The organism is Streptomyces sp. PTL18 (genome assembly GCF_059510295.1).
On the sequence record NZ_JCAJZO010000021.1, the window covers coordinates 93,877 to 106,955 of the forward strand.

A 13,079-nucleotide genomic window follows, 5' to 3' on the forward strand; every position below is an offset into this window, starting at 1 on the left:
GCCGTTGCCCCCGTCCACACGCGCGGACCGAGGGTTTTCCCTGCCCAACCGGCCTAGGGGGTTCCCTCATTGGGAGGAGACCACTGCGGCTTCTAGCGTGGAGGCATGCCGCTCGCCGGGCACGACCGGGGTCCGTCCCCACCGCGCGAGCCCCTCACCGGCAACCCCACGAGGAGACCCATGTCCGGGCCGCGACGCGACAGAGAGGCCGCCGCTGCCGCGATGGCGACCACTGCCGCCGCCACGGGCACGGCCGGGGGAGCCGGGGCCATCCGGACCGACCTGAACCGCACGGACGCCACCGACGGGGGCTCCGTGACGCCGGACACCTCTCCGGCGGTGTGGACTCCTGCCAGGGCGACAGCGGCGGTCCCCCGCTCACCGGGGGCGTCCTGGCAGGGATCACTTCCTGGGGCGACGACTGCGCTCGCACGCCCCAGAAGGCTCCTGGGGTAACACCCCGGGTAGATACCAGGGGGCGCTGCGGGCCTCCACGAGCGGCCCGCAACGCCCCCTTTCCATGTCTGACCGCACCCCCGGTCCGCGGGGAGCCGGGACGGATCGAGCCGGCGCCCCCGCCGGAACTCCGGCGGGACGGCTCCCTGCCCTCCCCTGGCGGGCGGCGGAGGACGCCGGGGCGTCACCGATCGCCTCCCTGCTTCTTCGCGTCCTCGATCGCCTTGAGGTAGTCGTCCGGCGACAGTTTCGCGCACTCGGGCAGGCCGTTGTCCGCGGTGTCGTTCTTCGCGGCGACGATCGCCTTGGTGCACGCGGCGATCTCCTCCGCGCCGGCGGCCGCTCCGGCCGAGGCGGAAGGGCTCGGGGTCGAGGTCGTGCCGCCGCCCGAGCCGAAGGCGGAGCATCCGGTCAGCATGAGCACGGCTGCGGCGAGCAGGGAGATGGTGTTGCGGCGCATGGGTCTCCTTGGAAGCCGGGGTGGCCGAATCATGCACCCGAACACGCACTTTGAGTGATCCCCGTGTGACGGTGTGTCCAGGTTGTGATCTGCGGCCGCCACGGTGGAGAGGGGCCTTCGAGCCGCCTTTCGAGGAGTTCCCACGCGTTCCCCGCGTTCCGAGAAGCTGCTGTCTCAGCTTCTGAGACAGCCTGACGGCCGTTGGATTCGCGACAGCCGCGGGATCAGGACCGCCGTCCGCCGAACTCCCAGTCGTGGATCTCCATGTCCGCGTACCGGCCCGGTTCCAGGACGGCACGCGCCTGGTCCGGGTCCGGGGCCCGGAGCAGCGCCGCCGTACCCAGCCAGGTGGTGGCGTCGTCGGACAGCAGCGGCCCGAACGCGATGAGCTCGTCCCGGTCGGGCGGCACGCAGAGGTCGGCGCCCTGCTCCGGGCCGAGGCCGAGCACCAGGTACCGGTTGCCGCCGGTCCGGCCGCCGGGAAAGTCCCACATGCCGCGGCCCAGCATGTCGCGCCACCGATGCAGCAGCACGTCCCGGTACACGCCGGCCTGGTAGTTGGGCTCATCGAAGGCGAACGCGCGGGCGGCGGCCGGATCGGGCAGGTCGACGATGTGCACGCTGCCGGTGGGCATGTCGCCGTCGCGGGTGAAGGTCGGGCCGCGAGCGATCATCTCCTTCGCGTACCGGTCCATGTACGACCAGTGCTCCTCCAGCAGTGCGTCGCGCAACGCCACGGAGCCGGGCCGGTCGCGGTGATAGCAGAAGAACTCCATGACCGCAGACTGTTCCGCACCGCGGGGCAGCGTCTCAACCGGCTTTCGGCGACGTCGTACCCCGCGGTCCCTCCGGGCGACCGCGGTGCGCGGCCTCGCCGGTGCCGCAACAGGCGACGTTCACCCCGTCGCGACGCCCGGCACGCTCCCCCAAACTCTTCGAGCAGGGGGTGCCCCCGGAGCACGCACCGGACGCCGCTCCTTGACGGGCGAACGTCGCCTGTTGCGGCACTAGAATTGCCCATATGCCTCGTATCCCTCACCGGGGCCTTTGCGTCACCACCCTGGTGACGGCAGCGTTGGTCTTCGGCCCGTCCGGCTGCGGTGGCAGCGGCATCCCTCCACGGGCCGGGACCACCAGGCAGGCACCGTCGACGAGCGGTAGGACGACCGGGTCCGCCCGCACCCCGCAGCGGTCCGTCGACTGCCGGAGGGCGAAGTGCGTGGCGCTCACCTTCGACGACTCACCGAGCGTGCGCACCCCGCGGATCCTGGACGTCCTGCGCCGGTACCGCGTGCACGCCACGTTCTTCACGCTGGGCGAGCACCACGTTCGGAAGTTCCCGGGCACCGTCAGGCGGATGGCCGCGGAAGGCCACGAGGTGGAGACCCTCACCTGGTCCCATCGCATCCTGACCCGGATCAGCCCGGCCGACGCGCGCGAGGAGATCACCCGGGGCCGCGATGCGGTGGCGAAGGCCATCGGCCACAGGCCGGTCCTGCTGCGTCCGCCGCAGGGCCGGACGAACGCGACCGTCACGGCGATCTGCAGGCGGCTCGGCATGGCGCAGGTCCTGTGGAGCGCCAGCGCGTCCGACTACGAGACCACCGACTCGGCGCTGATCACCAGACGGATCCTGGCCCGGACGGGTCCCGGGGGGATCATCCTGCTGCACGACCTGGTGGACCCCACCGACCGTGGCTACAACGGTACGGTCGCGGCGATTCCCGGCATCATCTCCGCCCTCCAGGCCCGCGGCTACACCTTCGTCACCGTCACCCAGCTCCTCGCCCCGGCCAGGCCCCTGCCGGGTCAGGTGTACGAGTGACCCGGAGTTACGCCGGCCGCACCGAACTGACAGCCGGAAGGGCCCGGCAGGGCTGGACCTCGAAGCCGCCGCACCCGTCGAACCGCACCTCCCGGACCGCGTCGAACCCGTCCGCCGGGGACGGCCTGTGCAACCGCTTGAGGGTCGCGAACAGGCCGACCTCGGGGACGCGCTCGCGGCCCTCGCGGGCGGCGTTGCGGCGGAGGGAGCCCGTGACGTCCGGGGGGAACCAGTACGCCGTGACCGTCGCGCCGTGGGCATGGCCCGCCTCCACCAGCGGGACCCACTCCAGCGGCGACGGGTTGGTGTTGTCCACCGCCACCGGCCGCCCCGCCGCGAGCGCCTCCTGGACCAGCCGCATCTGCCGCTGCTGCTTGTTGCGGGCGCGCCGGGGGAAGAGGTCCTTGCTGACCAGCTCGTAGCGGCCGGACAGGCGCTGCGCGTAGAAGGTCGACTTCCCGGACGCCTGCAGCCCGACGAGCACGGCCACGTCCAGTCCTGTCCCCATACGGGCCACGATGGCACGGGACCGGCGGAAGGGGCCAACGCCGCGTGGGACTCGGTTCGGCCTTCTTGCGTGCCGGGCGGACGATGAGAGTGCGGGGATGAGAGTACGCAGGAGCCATCTCCGCTGGAGAGCGTCGTGACGAGGGCGGCGCGCACCCGGCGGCCGCCCGGACCGGACCGCGGCCGACGGGCCGTGTGCCGGGAAGGCGGGGCGTTCATGAAGGAGACGCTGTCTCTCGGGCGCATCGCCGGCGTGCGCGTCGGCCTGCACTGGAGTGTGCTGGTCATCATCGTGCTGGTCGCCGTGGCCCTGGCCCGCGGTCGGCTTCCCGCGGCACACCCGGGCCGGCCGGGCTGGGCCTACTGGGTGGCGGCGCTGCTGACCTCGCTGGTGTTCCTGGCGTCGCTGCTCGCACACGAACTCGCCCACGCGGTCGTCGCACGCCGCAACGGCGTCCAGGTCGACGGCATCACGCTGTGGATGCTGGGCGGTGCCGCCCGGCTGCGCACCGAGGCGCCGACGCCGGGTGCCGAGCTGCGCATCGCCGGGGTGGGGCCGCTGACCAGCCTGGTCGCGGGCGGGGTGTGTGCCGGCCTGGCTGTGGGGCTCGACGCCCTGCACGTCTCGGGTCTCGTGGTGGAGGCCGTCGCCTGGCTCGCCGCCATCAACATCGTGCTGGCCGTGTTCAACGCCCTGCCGGCGGCCCCGCTGGACGGCGGACGGCTGCTGCGGTCGTTCCTGTGGCACCGCACCGGTGACCGGGTGCGGGCGACGCGGGACGCCTCGGCCGCGGGCCGGGTTCTGGGCTGGCTCCTGGTGGCCGGCGGGTTCGCGGCGGTGCTCTTCGCGGGCAACCTGTCGGGGCTGTGGTCGGCGCTGATCGGCTGGTTCCTGGTCGCCACCGCGACCGCGGAGGCCCGCCAGGCGGAGGTGCGCAGCGCCCTGCAGGGTGTCCCGGTGAGCCGGGTGATGACCCGGGACCCGGTCACCGTCCCCACCGCGATGACCATCGGCCAGTTCCTCGCGGGAACGCCCTTCGACCGGTTCCGCCACTCCGCCTTCCCGGTTGTGGCGCCCGACGGCGGGGTGGCCGGGCTGGTCACCGTCGGCAGTGTCCGTGACGTTCCGCCGCACGCCCGGCCGACCACCACGGTCGGGGAGGTGATGCGGCCGCTGGCGGACATCGAGACGACGGCACCCGGCGACATGGTCGTGGACCTGCTCCCCCGCCTCCAGGAGAGCAGGGAACGCAGGGCCCTCGTGCTGGACGACGGACGCCTGGTCGGCATCGTCACACTCGCCGACATCAGCCGTGTCGTGACCTGGCTGACCGGCGCACCACGCCCGGACGGCTAGGGTCTCTCGCGCGGATCACAGGTCAGCCGGCCGCGACTCCTTGCTTCCGGCCCCGCCCCTCCACCGCCGTCACGGCCATCGCCGTCGGGCCCGGCGCCAGGAACGCCAGGGGCACCGGCATCCAGGCGCAGAGGCCCACCGTCACCAGGGCGAGCAGGACGAGGGCGCTCCGCCCGCGTCCCGGACGGCCGCCGCCGCGCCCGCCGCCGTCGGCCAGTGGGTCGGCGACTCGGGGCGGGCGCAGGCCCGCAAGGCCCGGACCGGACTTCGGGCCGGACGACCCCACCGGACTATACATGCAGTGTATACACTGCATGTATAGTCGCTCCATGCCTTCGACGGGGAAGATGAACAAACGTGCGGCCGGGTTGCGCGCGACGGCGGTTTTGCTCGCCACCACGACCTTCGCGCTCTCGGGTTGCACCACACTGCACACCACCGAGCCCAGCGCCGTCCGGGCACGCGCCGCCGAAGGCGCACCGGCCCGGTTCGGGACCGTGGACTGCCGCGAGGCCAAGTGCATCGCGCTGACCTTCGACGCCGGGCCGAGCGAGAACTCGGCGAAACTGCTCGACATCCTGAAGGAGAAGAAGGTCCCGGCGACCTTCTTCCTGCTCGGCAAGCGGCACATCGAGAAGTACCCGGAGCTCGTCAAGCGGATGGCCGCCGAGGGGCACGAGGTGGCGAGCCACACCTGGGACCACAAGATCCTCACCCGGATCTCGCCGCAGCAGATACGTGAGGAGCTCCGGAGGCCGGACGAGGCGATAGAGAGGCTCACCGGGCACCGGCCCACGCTGATGCGCCCGCCGCAGGGCCGTACGAACGACACCGTGCACGGCATCTGCCGCGAGCTGGGCCTCGCCGAGGTGCTGTGGAGCGTGACGGCCAAGGACTACATGACCTACGACCCGACCGTGATCAAGAAGCGCGTCCTGGACCAGGCGTCCCGGGACGGGATCATCCTGCTGCACGACCTGTACCCGGGTACCGTCCCCGCGGTGCCCGGGATCATCGACGCGCTGAAGGAGCGGGGATACGTGTTCGTGACCGTGCCGCAGCTGCTGGCGCCGGGGAAGGCGGAGCCGGGCGAGGTGTACCGGCCCTGACGGGCCGCCGGCTCGGCACAGGCGCACCGGGAGTTCCCGGTAGCCGTAGGCGATGAACGACCGCACCCGCTCGACCGGGCCCCGTCCGGCCCCGGCTCCGGGAAGCGGTCGAAGAGGGCGGGGAGCCGCGACGGACGCCTGAAGGACCCCGTTTCGTCGTGCGACGGGTGGTGTAGGTGGTATGGGTTCACGCCCGGGAGGCGCTTTCCGGTCGGGGTCGGGGTCGGGGTCGGGGTCGCCTCACGGTGTCGTACGTGCGTGCGAGGACGGTAGGGGGCCGGACGCGTCGCCGCGCGCCGGAGGACCCGCGCGCGTACGATCCCCCGGTGGTCCTCTTCCGGCTCGAACGCGTCACCCCGCTCCCGGTCGAGCAGGCCTGGCTCCGGCTCACGGACTGGCCGCGCCACGCCGACGCGGTGCCGCTGACCCGCATCACGGTGCTGACGTCCGGACCGGCGGGCGTGGGCACGGTGTTCGTGGCCCGCTCGGGGGTCGGACCGCTGGGCTTCGACGACCCGATGGAAGTGGTCGAATGGCGGCCGCCGACCCGGTGCCGGCTGGTCAAACGGGGCGGTGTCGTCACCGGCTGGGCGGAGATCGAGGTACGTCCCCACGGTGACACGGGCTCACGCGCGGTGTGGCGGGAGGAACTGGCGGTGCGCCTGCTGCCCGGGCTGTTCGACCGGCCGCTCGGGTGGCTGGCCCGGCGGATGTTCGGGCGTGTGACGGCCGCACTGCTCGGTCCGGATCCGGACCCCGGTGTCGGTGGCGGCGTCTACAGTCACCCGTCATGACCGATGCCAGGCACCTGGAGATCACCCGGGCCTCCCACGCCATCGTCGCCGCCGGCCACGACCGGCTGATCGGGAACGCCCTGGACGACAATCCCTTCGACCGGGCCATGCCGGGCGTGGCCGCCGAGCGGGTGCCGGCCGCCGGCCGGCTCGTACGCGCGGCCGAAGGCGGGGAGAAGTCCCCGCAGGGGAACCTCCTCGCCCGCAAGCGGGCACGGTAGCGGCTGGGGCGCCGGCATGCGCGACTCCTCGGTGCGGGACTTCTACGACCGACTGGCCCGGGACTACCACCTGATCTTCGCGGACTGGGACACGAGCATGGCCCACCAGGCGGAGGTACTGGGCGGGCTGATCCGCCGCCGTCTCGGGGCGGGACCGTACCGGGTCCTGGACTGCTCCTGCGGGATCGGGACCCAGGCGATCGGGCTGGCCCTGGCCGGGCACCGGGTCGTCGGCAGCGACCTGAGCCCCGTCGCCGCCGCACGTGCCGCCGCCGAGGCGTCCGCCCGTGGGGCCCGCCTTGCGACGGCTGCCGCGGACATGCGGCTGCTGCCGTTCACGTCCTCGGTCTTCGACGTCGTCGTCTGCGCCGACAACTCGCTCCCGCACCTGCTCACCGCGCAGGACGTCGAGGCCGCGCTCCTCTGTGTGCGACGGGTGCTCCGCGACGACGGGCTGCTGGTGATCACGGTCCGGGACTACGACGAGGCCCGCAGGGACAGACCCACGGCGACAGCGCCCCGGGTCACGCGGACGCCCGACGGCCCGCTGATCACCTTCCAGCTCTGGCACTGGCACGAGGACGGCGAGCGCTACGACCTGGAGCACTTCCAGCTGGTACCCGAGGAAAACACCTGGGACGTCCGGGTGCGCCGGACCACCTACTGGGCCCTGACCCGTGCCCAGCTGGCCAGGTTCGCCACCGAAGCCGGTTTCACCGGCATCACCTGGCACACCCCGGAGCTCAGTGGGTACTACCAGCCCGTTCTCACCGCACGGCGCGCGTCCTCCGGCCGATGACGAGGGGCGCGGGCCCGGTCAGGCCACCGACCCGATCCGCCCGGCCGGCGCCGGTGCCGTGTCGTGGTGGATCGGGGTGTGGGCGCCGGTGAGGGGGACACCGCTTCCGCCCCGCCGGGCCGCGACGATCTCCGCCGCTATCGACAGGGCCGTCTCCTCCGGTGTGCGAGCACCCAGGTCGAGGCCTATGGGGGACCTCAGGCGCGCCAGCTCCAGTTCGGTGACGCCGACCGCGCGCAGACGCCGGTTGCGGTCCAGATGGGTGCGGCGGGAGCCCATCGCGCCGACGTACGCGACCGGGAGGCGCAGCGCCAGCTTCAGCAGCGGTACGTCGAACTTGGCGTCGTGGGTCAGGACGCACAGGACCGTGCGGGCGTCGGTCTCCGTGCGCTCCAGATAGTGGTGCGGCCACTCGACGGCGACCTCGTCGGCCTCCGGGAAGCGGGCGCGGGTGGCGAAGACGGGCCGGGCGTCGCACACGGTGACCCGGTAGCCGAGGAACTTGCCGATGCGGACCAGCGCGGAGGCGAAGTCGATCGCTCCGAAAATGATCAGGCGAGGTGGCGGAACGGACGACTCCACCAGGACCGTGAGCGCGGCTCCGCACCGTGACCCCTGGTCTCCGATCTCCAGCGTGCCGGTGCGTCCGGAGTCCAGGAAGGCGCCCGCCTCGGCCGCCACCGTGCGGTCCAGCTCCGGGTGGGCGCCGAAGCCGCCCGTGTACGTGCCGTCGGGGCGGACGAGCAGCGCCTTGCCGAGCAGTTCCGCCGGGCCCGACGCGACCCGGGCCACCGCCGCCGCCCGCCCCCGCGCCGCAGCGGCCAGCGCGGCGGCGAGCACCGGGCGGGCGGGATCGGCCGCCCGGACCGGGCTGATCAGGATGTCGATGGCGCCGCCGCAGGTCAGGCCCACGGCGAAGGCGTCGTCGTCGCTGTATCCGAAGCGCTCCAGGACGGTTTCGCCGTCCTCGAGCGCCTGCCGGCACAGCTCGTACACCGCGCCCTCCACGCAGCCCCCGGAGACAGAGCCGATCGCGGTACCGCCGGCGTCCACCGCGAGGGCCGCGCCCGGCTGCCGGGGGGCACTGCCGCCGACCGCCACCACCGTGGCCACGGCGAAGTCGCGGCCCTGCTCGACCCACCGGGTCAGCTCCTCGGCGATGTCCAACATCTGTCGGTCTCCTTGAGGCGGTTGTGAAGAGGGTCCCTCGGGACAGCGGCCGGAGCACGCCCGACCGGCTCCCGATCGGGTGGAGGGCGACGTCGATCCGGAACACCGCCGTCAGACCCCGCATCGAGGCGCCGCTCCCCCACCCCCCGCCCCGGGCGGCCTTGATGGCGACGCACGAGACGACGCCCGCGGCGACACCGGTGGTCATGGTGCGGTCTCCCACGTTCCAGAGGGGATCGGGATGCACGACCCGGGGGACGGCCCGAGACGAACGGGGTCACCGCGGTGGTGCGACCGGCACCGGGGTGGCCGTCGGGTGGAGCGTTGCCCCGCCCGGGGTGCCTCCGGCGGCTGCCCGCGACCGCGGGCGGGAGGGCGTGGGTCATGCCGTGCCCGTGAGGTGCTCAGGTCGCACGGGCGTCCTGTTCAGCTCCAGGCCCGTGGCGTTGCGGACGGCCGCCAGGACAGCCGGGGTCGACGACAGCGTGGGCGCCTCGCCCACGCCGCGCAGGCCGTACGGGGCGTGGGTGTCGGCCAGTTCCAGGACGTCCACCGGGATCGCCGGCGTGTCCAGGATCGTGGGGATCAGGTAGTCCGTGAACGACGGGTTCCTCACCTTCGCCGTCTTCGGGTCGACGACGATCTCCTCCATGACCGCGATGCCGAGACCCTGGGTCGTGCCGCCCTGGATCTGGCCGGTCACGGACAGCGGGTTGAGCGCCTTGCCGACGTCCTGGGCGCAGGCCAGTTCGATGACCTTGACCAGGCCCAGCTCGGTGTCGACCTCCACCACGGCGCGGTGCGCGGCGAAGGAGTACTGGACGTGGCCGTTGCCCTGGCCGGTGCGCAGGTCGAAGGGCTCGGTCGGGCGGTGCCGCCACTCGCGCTCGATCTCCACGACCTCGTCGCCGAGGACGTCCGCCAGGTCGGCGAGGACCTCGCCGCCGTCCGTGACGACCTTGCCGCCCTCGAGCAGCAGCTCCGCCGTCGCCCAGGCGGGATGGCAGGAGCCGAACCTGCGGCGGCCGATCTCCAGGACCCTCTCGCGAACCAGCTCGCAGGCGTGCTTCACGGCGCCCCCGGTGACATACGTCTGCCGGGACGCGGACGTCGAGCCCGCCGAGCCCACCTGTGTGTCCGCCGGGTGGATCGTCACCCGGGCGACGCCCAGCTCGGTCCGGGCGATCTGCGCGTGGACGGTGACGCCGCCCTGGCCGACCTCCGCCATCGCCGTGTGCACGGTGGCGACGGGCTCGCCCGCGACGACCTCCATGCGGACTCTGGCGGTGGAGTAGTCGTCGAAGCCCTCGGAGAAGCCGACGTTCTTGATGCCGACCGCGTAGCCGACACCGCGTACGACGCCTTCGCCGTGCGTGGTGTTGGACAGGCCGCCGGGCAGCTGCCGTACGTCCACGCCCTCGGAGCTCTCCCACTGGCGCTCCGGCGGCAGGGGCATCGCCTTGACGCGTCGCAGGAGTTCGGCGACCGGCGCCGGGGAGTCGACGACCTGGCCGGTGGGCATGACCGCGCCCTGGGACATCGCGTTGCGCTGCCGGAACTCCACCGGGTCCATGCCGAGCCTGGTGGCGAGTTTGTCCATCTGCGCCTCGTAGGCGAAGCACGCCTGGACCGCGCCGAAGCCGCGCATGGCGCCGCAGGGCGGGTTGTTGGTGTAGAGGGCGATCGCCTCGATGTCGACGTCGTCGACGACGTACGGGCCCACGCCGAGCGAGGAGGCGTTGCCCACCACGGCCGGGGACGAGGACGCGTAGGCGCCGCCGTCGAGGACGATCCGGCACTTCACGTGGGTGAGCCTGCCGTCCTTCGTCGCGCCGTGCTCGTAGTGGAGCTTGGCGGGGTGGCGGTGGACGTGGCCGAAGAAGGATTCGAACCGGTTGTAGACGATCTTGACGGGCTTTCCGGTGCGCAGGGCGAGCAGGCAGGCGTGGATCTGCATGGACAGGTCCTCGCGGCCGCCGAAGGCTCCGCCCACACCCGCCAGCGTCATCCGCACCTTGTCCTCGGGCAGGCCGAGCACGGGTGCGATCTGGCGGAGGTCGGCGTGCAGCCACTGGGTGGCGATGTAGAGGTCCACGCCGCCGTCCTCCGCGGGGACGGCGAGACCGGACTCGGGGCCGAGGAAGGCCTGGTCCTGCATGCCGAAGTGGTACTCGCCCGTCACGACGACGTCGGCCCGCTCCCGCGCCTTCGCCACGTCGCCGCGGACGATCGGCTGGCGGTGGACGATGTTGGGGTGAGGGACGTGGGCCGCGTGGTGGTCGGTGCGGTCGTCGTGGACGAGGATCGCGTCCGGGGCCGTCGCGGACGCCTCGTCGGTGATGACGGGGAGTTCGCGGTACTCCGCCTTGATCTTGGCGGCCGCGCGACGGGCGGTCTCCGGGTGGTCGGCGGCGACGATCGCGACGGGCTCTCCGTGGTGGCGCACCTTGCCGTGGGCGAGGACCGGGGTGTCCTGGATCTCCAGGCCGTAGTTCCTCACGTCGGTCGGCAGGTCGTCGTACGTCATCACCGCGTACACGCCCGGCGTCGCGAGCGCCGCGCTCGTGTCGATCGACACGATCTCGGCGTGCGCGACCGGGGAGCGCAGGATGTGGCCCCAGAGCATGTCCTCGTGCCACATGTCGGACGAGTACGCGAACTCGCCGGTGACCTTGAGCGTGCCGTCCGGGCGGAGTGTGGACTCGCCGATGCCGCCCTGGGTCCCGGACCCCTGTGTGACCTTCGCGGGAATTCCGTCGGCTGCCATGGTCAGCGCCCCTCCGACTGCCGGGCGGCCGCCAGGCGGACCGCGTCCATGATCTTCTCGTAGCCGGTGCAGCGGCACAGGTTGCCGGACAGGGCCTCGCGGATGTCCGCGTCGGTCGGGTTCGGGTTGCGCTCCAGCATCTCGTCGGCCGCGACCAGCAGGCCGGGCGTGCAGAAACCGCACTGGACGGCGCCGGCGTCGATGAACGCCTGCTGGACCGGAGAGAGAGCCGCGCGGGGGGATGAACCGGCTGCCTCGTCCGTCTGCGAGTCGGTGCCCTTGGCCTGCCATCGCTTGGCCTCGTCGAGGGACGTGCCGCGGGAGTCGGTCCCGCACGCGCGCTGCTCGGCGTACTCCGCCAGACCCTCCACCGTGACGACCTCGCGGCCCTCCGCCTGCCCGGCCGCGACCAGGCAGGAGCACACCGGCACGCCGTCCAGGCGGACCGTGCACGAGCCGCACTCGCCCTGCTCACAGGCGTTCTTGGAACCCGGCAGGCCCAGCCGTTCGCGCAGCACGTACAGCAGGGACTCGCCCTCCCAGACGTCGTCGGCCTCCTGGGGACGTCCGTTGACCGTGAAGTTGACGCGCATCACGCGGCTCCCTTCGAGGTGCGGCGGGTGCCGCGGTAGGACTCCCAGGTCCAGGTGAGCGTGCGGCGGGCCATGACCCCCACCGCGTGGCGGCGGTAGTTCGCGGTGCCCCGGACGTCGTCGATCGGGTTGCAGGCGGCGGCGCACAGCTCCGCGAACCGCCGGGCGAGGGACGGGGTGATGATCTTGCCGTTGTCCCAGAAGCCGCCCTCCTCCAGCGCCGCGTTCAGGAACTCCTCGGCGGCTCCGGCCCGTACCGGTGTGGGCGCGGCCGAGCCGATGCCGGTGCGGACCGTGCGGGAGGCGGGGTGCAGGGCGAGTCCGAAGGCGCATACCGCGATCACCATGGCGTTGCGGGTGCCGACCTTCGCGTACTGCTGGGGGCCGTCGGCCTTCTTGATGTGGACGGCGCGGATCAGCTCGTCGGAGGCGAGCGCGTTGCGTTTCACGCCGGTGTAGAAGGCGTCGATCGGGATGCGGCGGGTGCCGCGGGCCGCGGACTCCACCTCGACCTCGGCTCCCGCCGCGAGCAGGGCGGGGTGGGCGTCGCCCGCCGGGGAGGCGGTGCCGAGGTTGCCGCCGACGCCGCCGCGGTTGCGGATCTGCGGGGAGGCCACCGTGTGCGAGGCGAGGGCCAGACCCGGCAGCTCGGCCCGCAGGTTCTCCATGATCCGGGTGTAGGGGACCGAGGCACCGAGCCGCACGCCGTCCTCGCCGACCTCCCACTCGTAGAGGTCGCCGATGCGGGTGAGGTCCATCAGGTACTCGGGCCGGCGGTGGTCGAAGTTGATCTCGACCATCACGTCGGTGCCACCCGCGATCGGTACGGCGCTGGGGTGCTCCGCCTTGGCGGCGAGCGCGTCCTCCCAGCTTGCGGGGCGAAGGAAATCCATGACCGGCTCTTTCTGCTTCGTCTCGGGGCGGTGCGGATCGAGCCATGTCCGGTGCGGCGGCCCGGCTCGTTCAAGTGCTGTTCACGGGGAGTGGTGTCAGTACACCGCCGGGTACTCCAACGGGGTCA

General features: G+C 72.7%; 14 protein-coding genes and 1 pseudogene. 7 read left to right on the forward strand and 8 right to left on the reverse strand.

Annotated elements, in window-relative coordinates:
* Positions 1-320: 320 nt before the first annotated feature.
* A pseudogene (locus AC5WS8_RS30110) lies at positions 321-473 on the forward strand (trypsin-like serine protease); the annotation flags it as partial.
* 167 nt (positions 474-640) lie between these two features.
* Here the strand turns inward: AC5WS8_RS30110 and AC5WS8_RS30115 are convergent.
* Both AC5WS8_RS30115 and AC5WS8_RS30120 read right to left on the reverse strand, forming a co-directional pair.
* Complete coding sequence (locus AC5WS8_RS30115; protein ID WP_496106658.1) at positions 641-916, reverse strand: hypothetical protein; 276 nt, start codon at positions 914-916, stop codon at positions 641-643.
* Positions 917-1,140: 224 nt separating this feature from the next.
* Positions 1,141-1,692, reverse strand: a complete 552-nt coding sequence (locus AC5WS8_RS30120) for a YciI family protein (RefSeq protein WP_496106659.1) — start codon at positions 1,690-1,692, stop codon at positions 1,141-1,143.
* Positions 1,693-1,937: 245 nt separating this feature from the next.
* On the opposite strand from AC5WS8_RS30120, the gene AC5WS8_RS30125 reads away from it, so the two are divergent.
* Entirely contained in the window at positions 1,938-2,741 is an 804-nt protein-coding gene (locus tag AC5WS8_RS30125; protein WP_496106660.1) for a polysaccharide deacetylase family protein, read from the forward strand.
* A gap of 7 nt (positions 2,742-2,748) precedes the next feature.
* On the opposite strand, the gene AC5WS8_RS30130 is transcribed toward AC5WS8_RS30125, so the two are convergent.
* On the reverse strand, positions 2,749-3,249 hold the full coding sequence (locus AC5WS8_RS30130) for an AAA family ATPase (protein ID WP_496106661.1): 501 nt from the start codon (positions 3,247-3,249) through the stop codon (positions 2,749-2,751).
* A gap of 216 nt (positions 3,250-3,465) precedes the next feature.
* Between AC5WS8_RS30130 and AC5WS8_RS30135 the strand changes: the two genes are divergently transcribed.
* Positions 3,466-4,605: a site-2 protease family protein gene (locus tag AC5WS8_RS30135; protein WP_496106662.1), complete on the forward strand. Its 1,140-nt coding sequence runs from the start codon at positions 3,466-3,468 to the stop codon at positions 4,603-4,605.
* Between the two features lie 22 nt (positions 4,606-4,627).
* Here the strand turns inward: AC5WS8_RS30135 and AC5WS8_RS30140 are convergent, their stop codons facing one another.
* The gene (locus AC5WS8_RS30140) at positions 4,628-4,921 is read right to left on the reverse strand and encodes a hypothetical protein (RefSeq protein ID WP_496106663.1); all 294 of its coding nucleotides are present in this window, start codon (positions 4,919-4,921) and stop codon (positions 4,628-4,630) included.
* 31 nt (positions 4,922-4,952) lie between these two features.
* Between AC5WS8_RS30140 and AC5WS8_RS30145 the strand changes: the two genes are divergently transcribed.
* The 4 genes from AC5WS8_RS30145 to AC5WS8_RS30160 all read left to right on the forward strand — a co-directional run bounded on the left by AC5WS8_RS30145 (position 4,953) and on the right by AC5WS8_RS30160 (position 7,528).
* Complete coding sequence (locus tag AC5WS8_RS30145) at positions 4,953-5,714, forward strand: polysaccharide deacetylase family protein (RefSeq protein WP_496106690.1); 762 nt, start codon at positions 4,953-4,955, stop codon at positions 5,712-5,714.
* 326 nt (positions 5,715-6,040) lie between these two features.
* Entirely contained in the window at positions 6,041-6,508 is a 468-nt protein-coding gene (locus AC5WS8_RS30150) for an SRPBCC family protein (protein ID WP_496106664.1), read from the forward strand.
* On the forward strand, positions 6,505-6,729 hold the full coding sequence (locus AC5WS8_RS30155) for a hypothetical protein (RefSeq protein ID WP_496106665.1): 225 nt from the start codon (positions 6,505-6,507) through the stop codon (positions 6,727-6,729). Before AC5WS8_RS30150 ends, AC5WS8_RS30155 begins: the two co-directional genes overlap by 4 nt.
* A 16-nt stretch (positions 6,730-6,745) precedes the next feature.
* The gene (locus AC5WS8_RS30160; RefSeq protein ID WP_496106666.1) at positions 6,746-7,528 is read left to right on the forward strand and encodes a class I SAM-dependent methyltransferase; all 783 of its coding nucleotides are present in this window, start codon (positions 6,746-6,748) and stop codon (positions 7,526-7,528) included.
* Positions 7,529-7,546: 18 nt separating this feature from the next.
* Here the strand turns inward: AC5WS8_RS30160 and AC5WS8_RS30165 are convergent, their stop codons facing one another.
* The 4 genes from AC5WS8_RS30165 to AC5WS8_RS30180 form a co-directional block, all read right to left on the reverse strand.
* On the reverse strand, positions 7,547-8,698 hold the full coding sequence (locus AC5WS8_RS30165; RefSeq protein WP_496106667.1) for an XdhC family protein: 1,152 nt from the start codon (positions 8,696-8,698) through the stop codon (positions 7,547-7,549).
* Between the two features lie 382 nt (positions 8,699-9,080).
* Positions 9,081-11,465, reverse strand: coding sequence for a xanthine dehydrogenase family protein molybdopterin-binding subunit (locus AC5WS8_RS30170; RefSeq protein WP_496106668.1), 2,385 nt, complete (start codon positions 11,463-11,465; stop codon positions 9,081-9,083).
* A 2-nt stretch (positions 11,466-11,467) separates the two neighbouring features.
* Positions 11,468-12,058, reverse strand: coding sequence for a (2Fe-2S)-binding protein (locus AC5WS8_RS30175; RefSeq protein WP_496106669.1), 591 nt, complete (start codon positions 12,056-12,058; stop codon positions 11,468-11,470).
* Positions 12,058-12,951: an FAD binding domain-containing protein gene (locus AC5WS8_RS30180; protein ID WP_496106670.1), complete on the reverse strand. Its 894-nt coding sequence runs from the start codon at positions 12,949-12,951 to the stop codon at positions 12,058-12,060. The genes AC5WS8_RS30175 and AC5WS8_RS30180 overlap by 1 nt, the downstream gene beginning before the upstream one ends.
* Between the last annotated feature and the right edge of the window lie 128 nt (positions 12,952-13,079).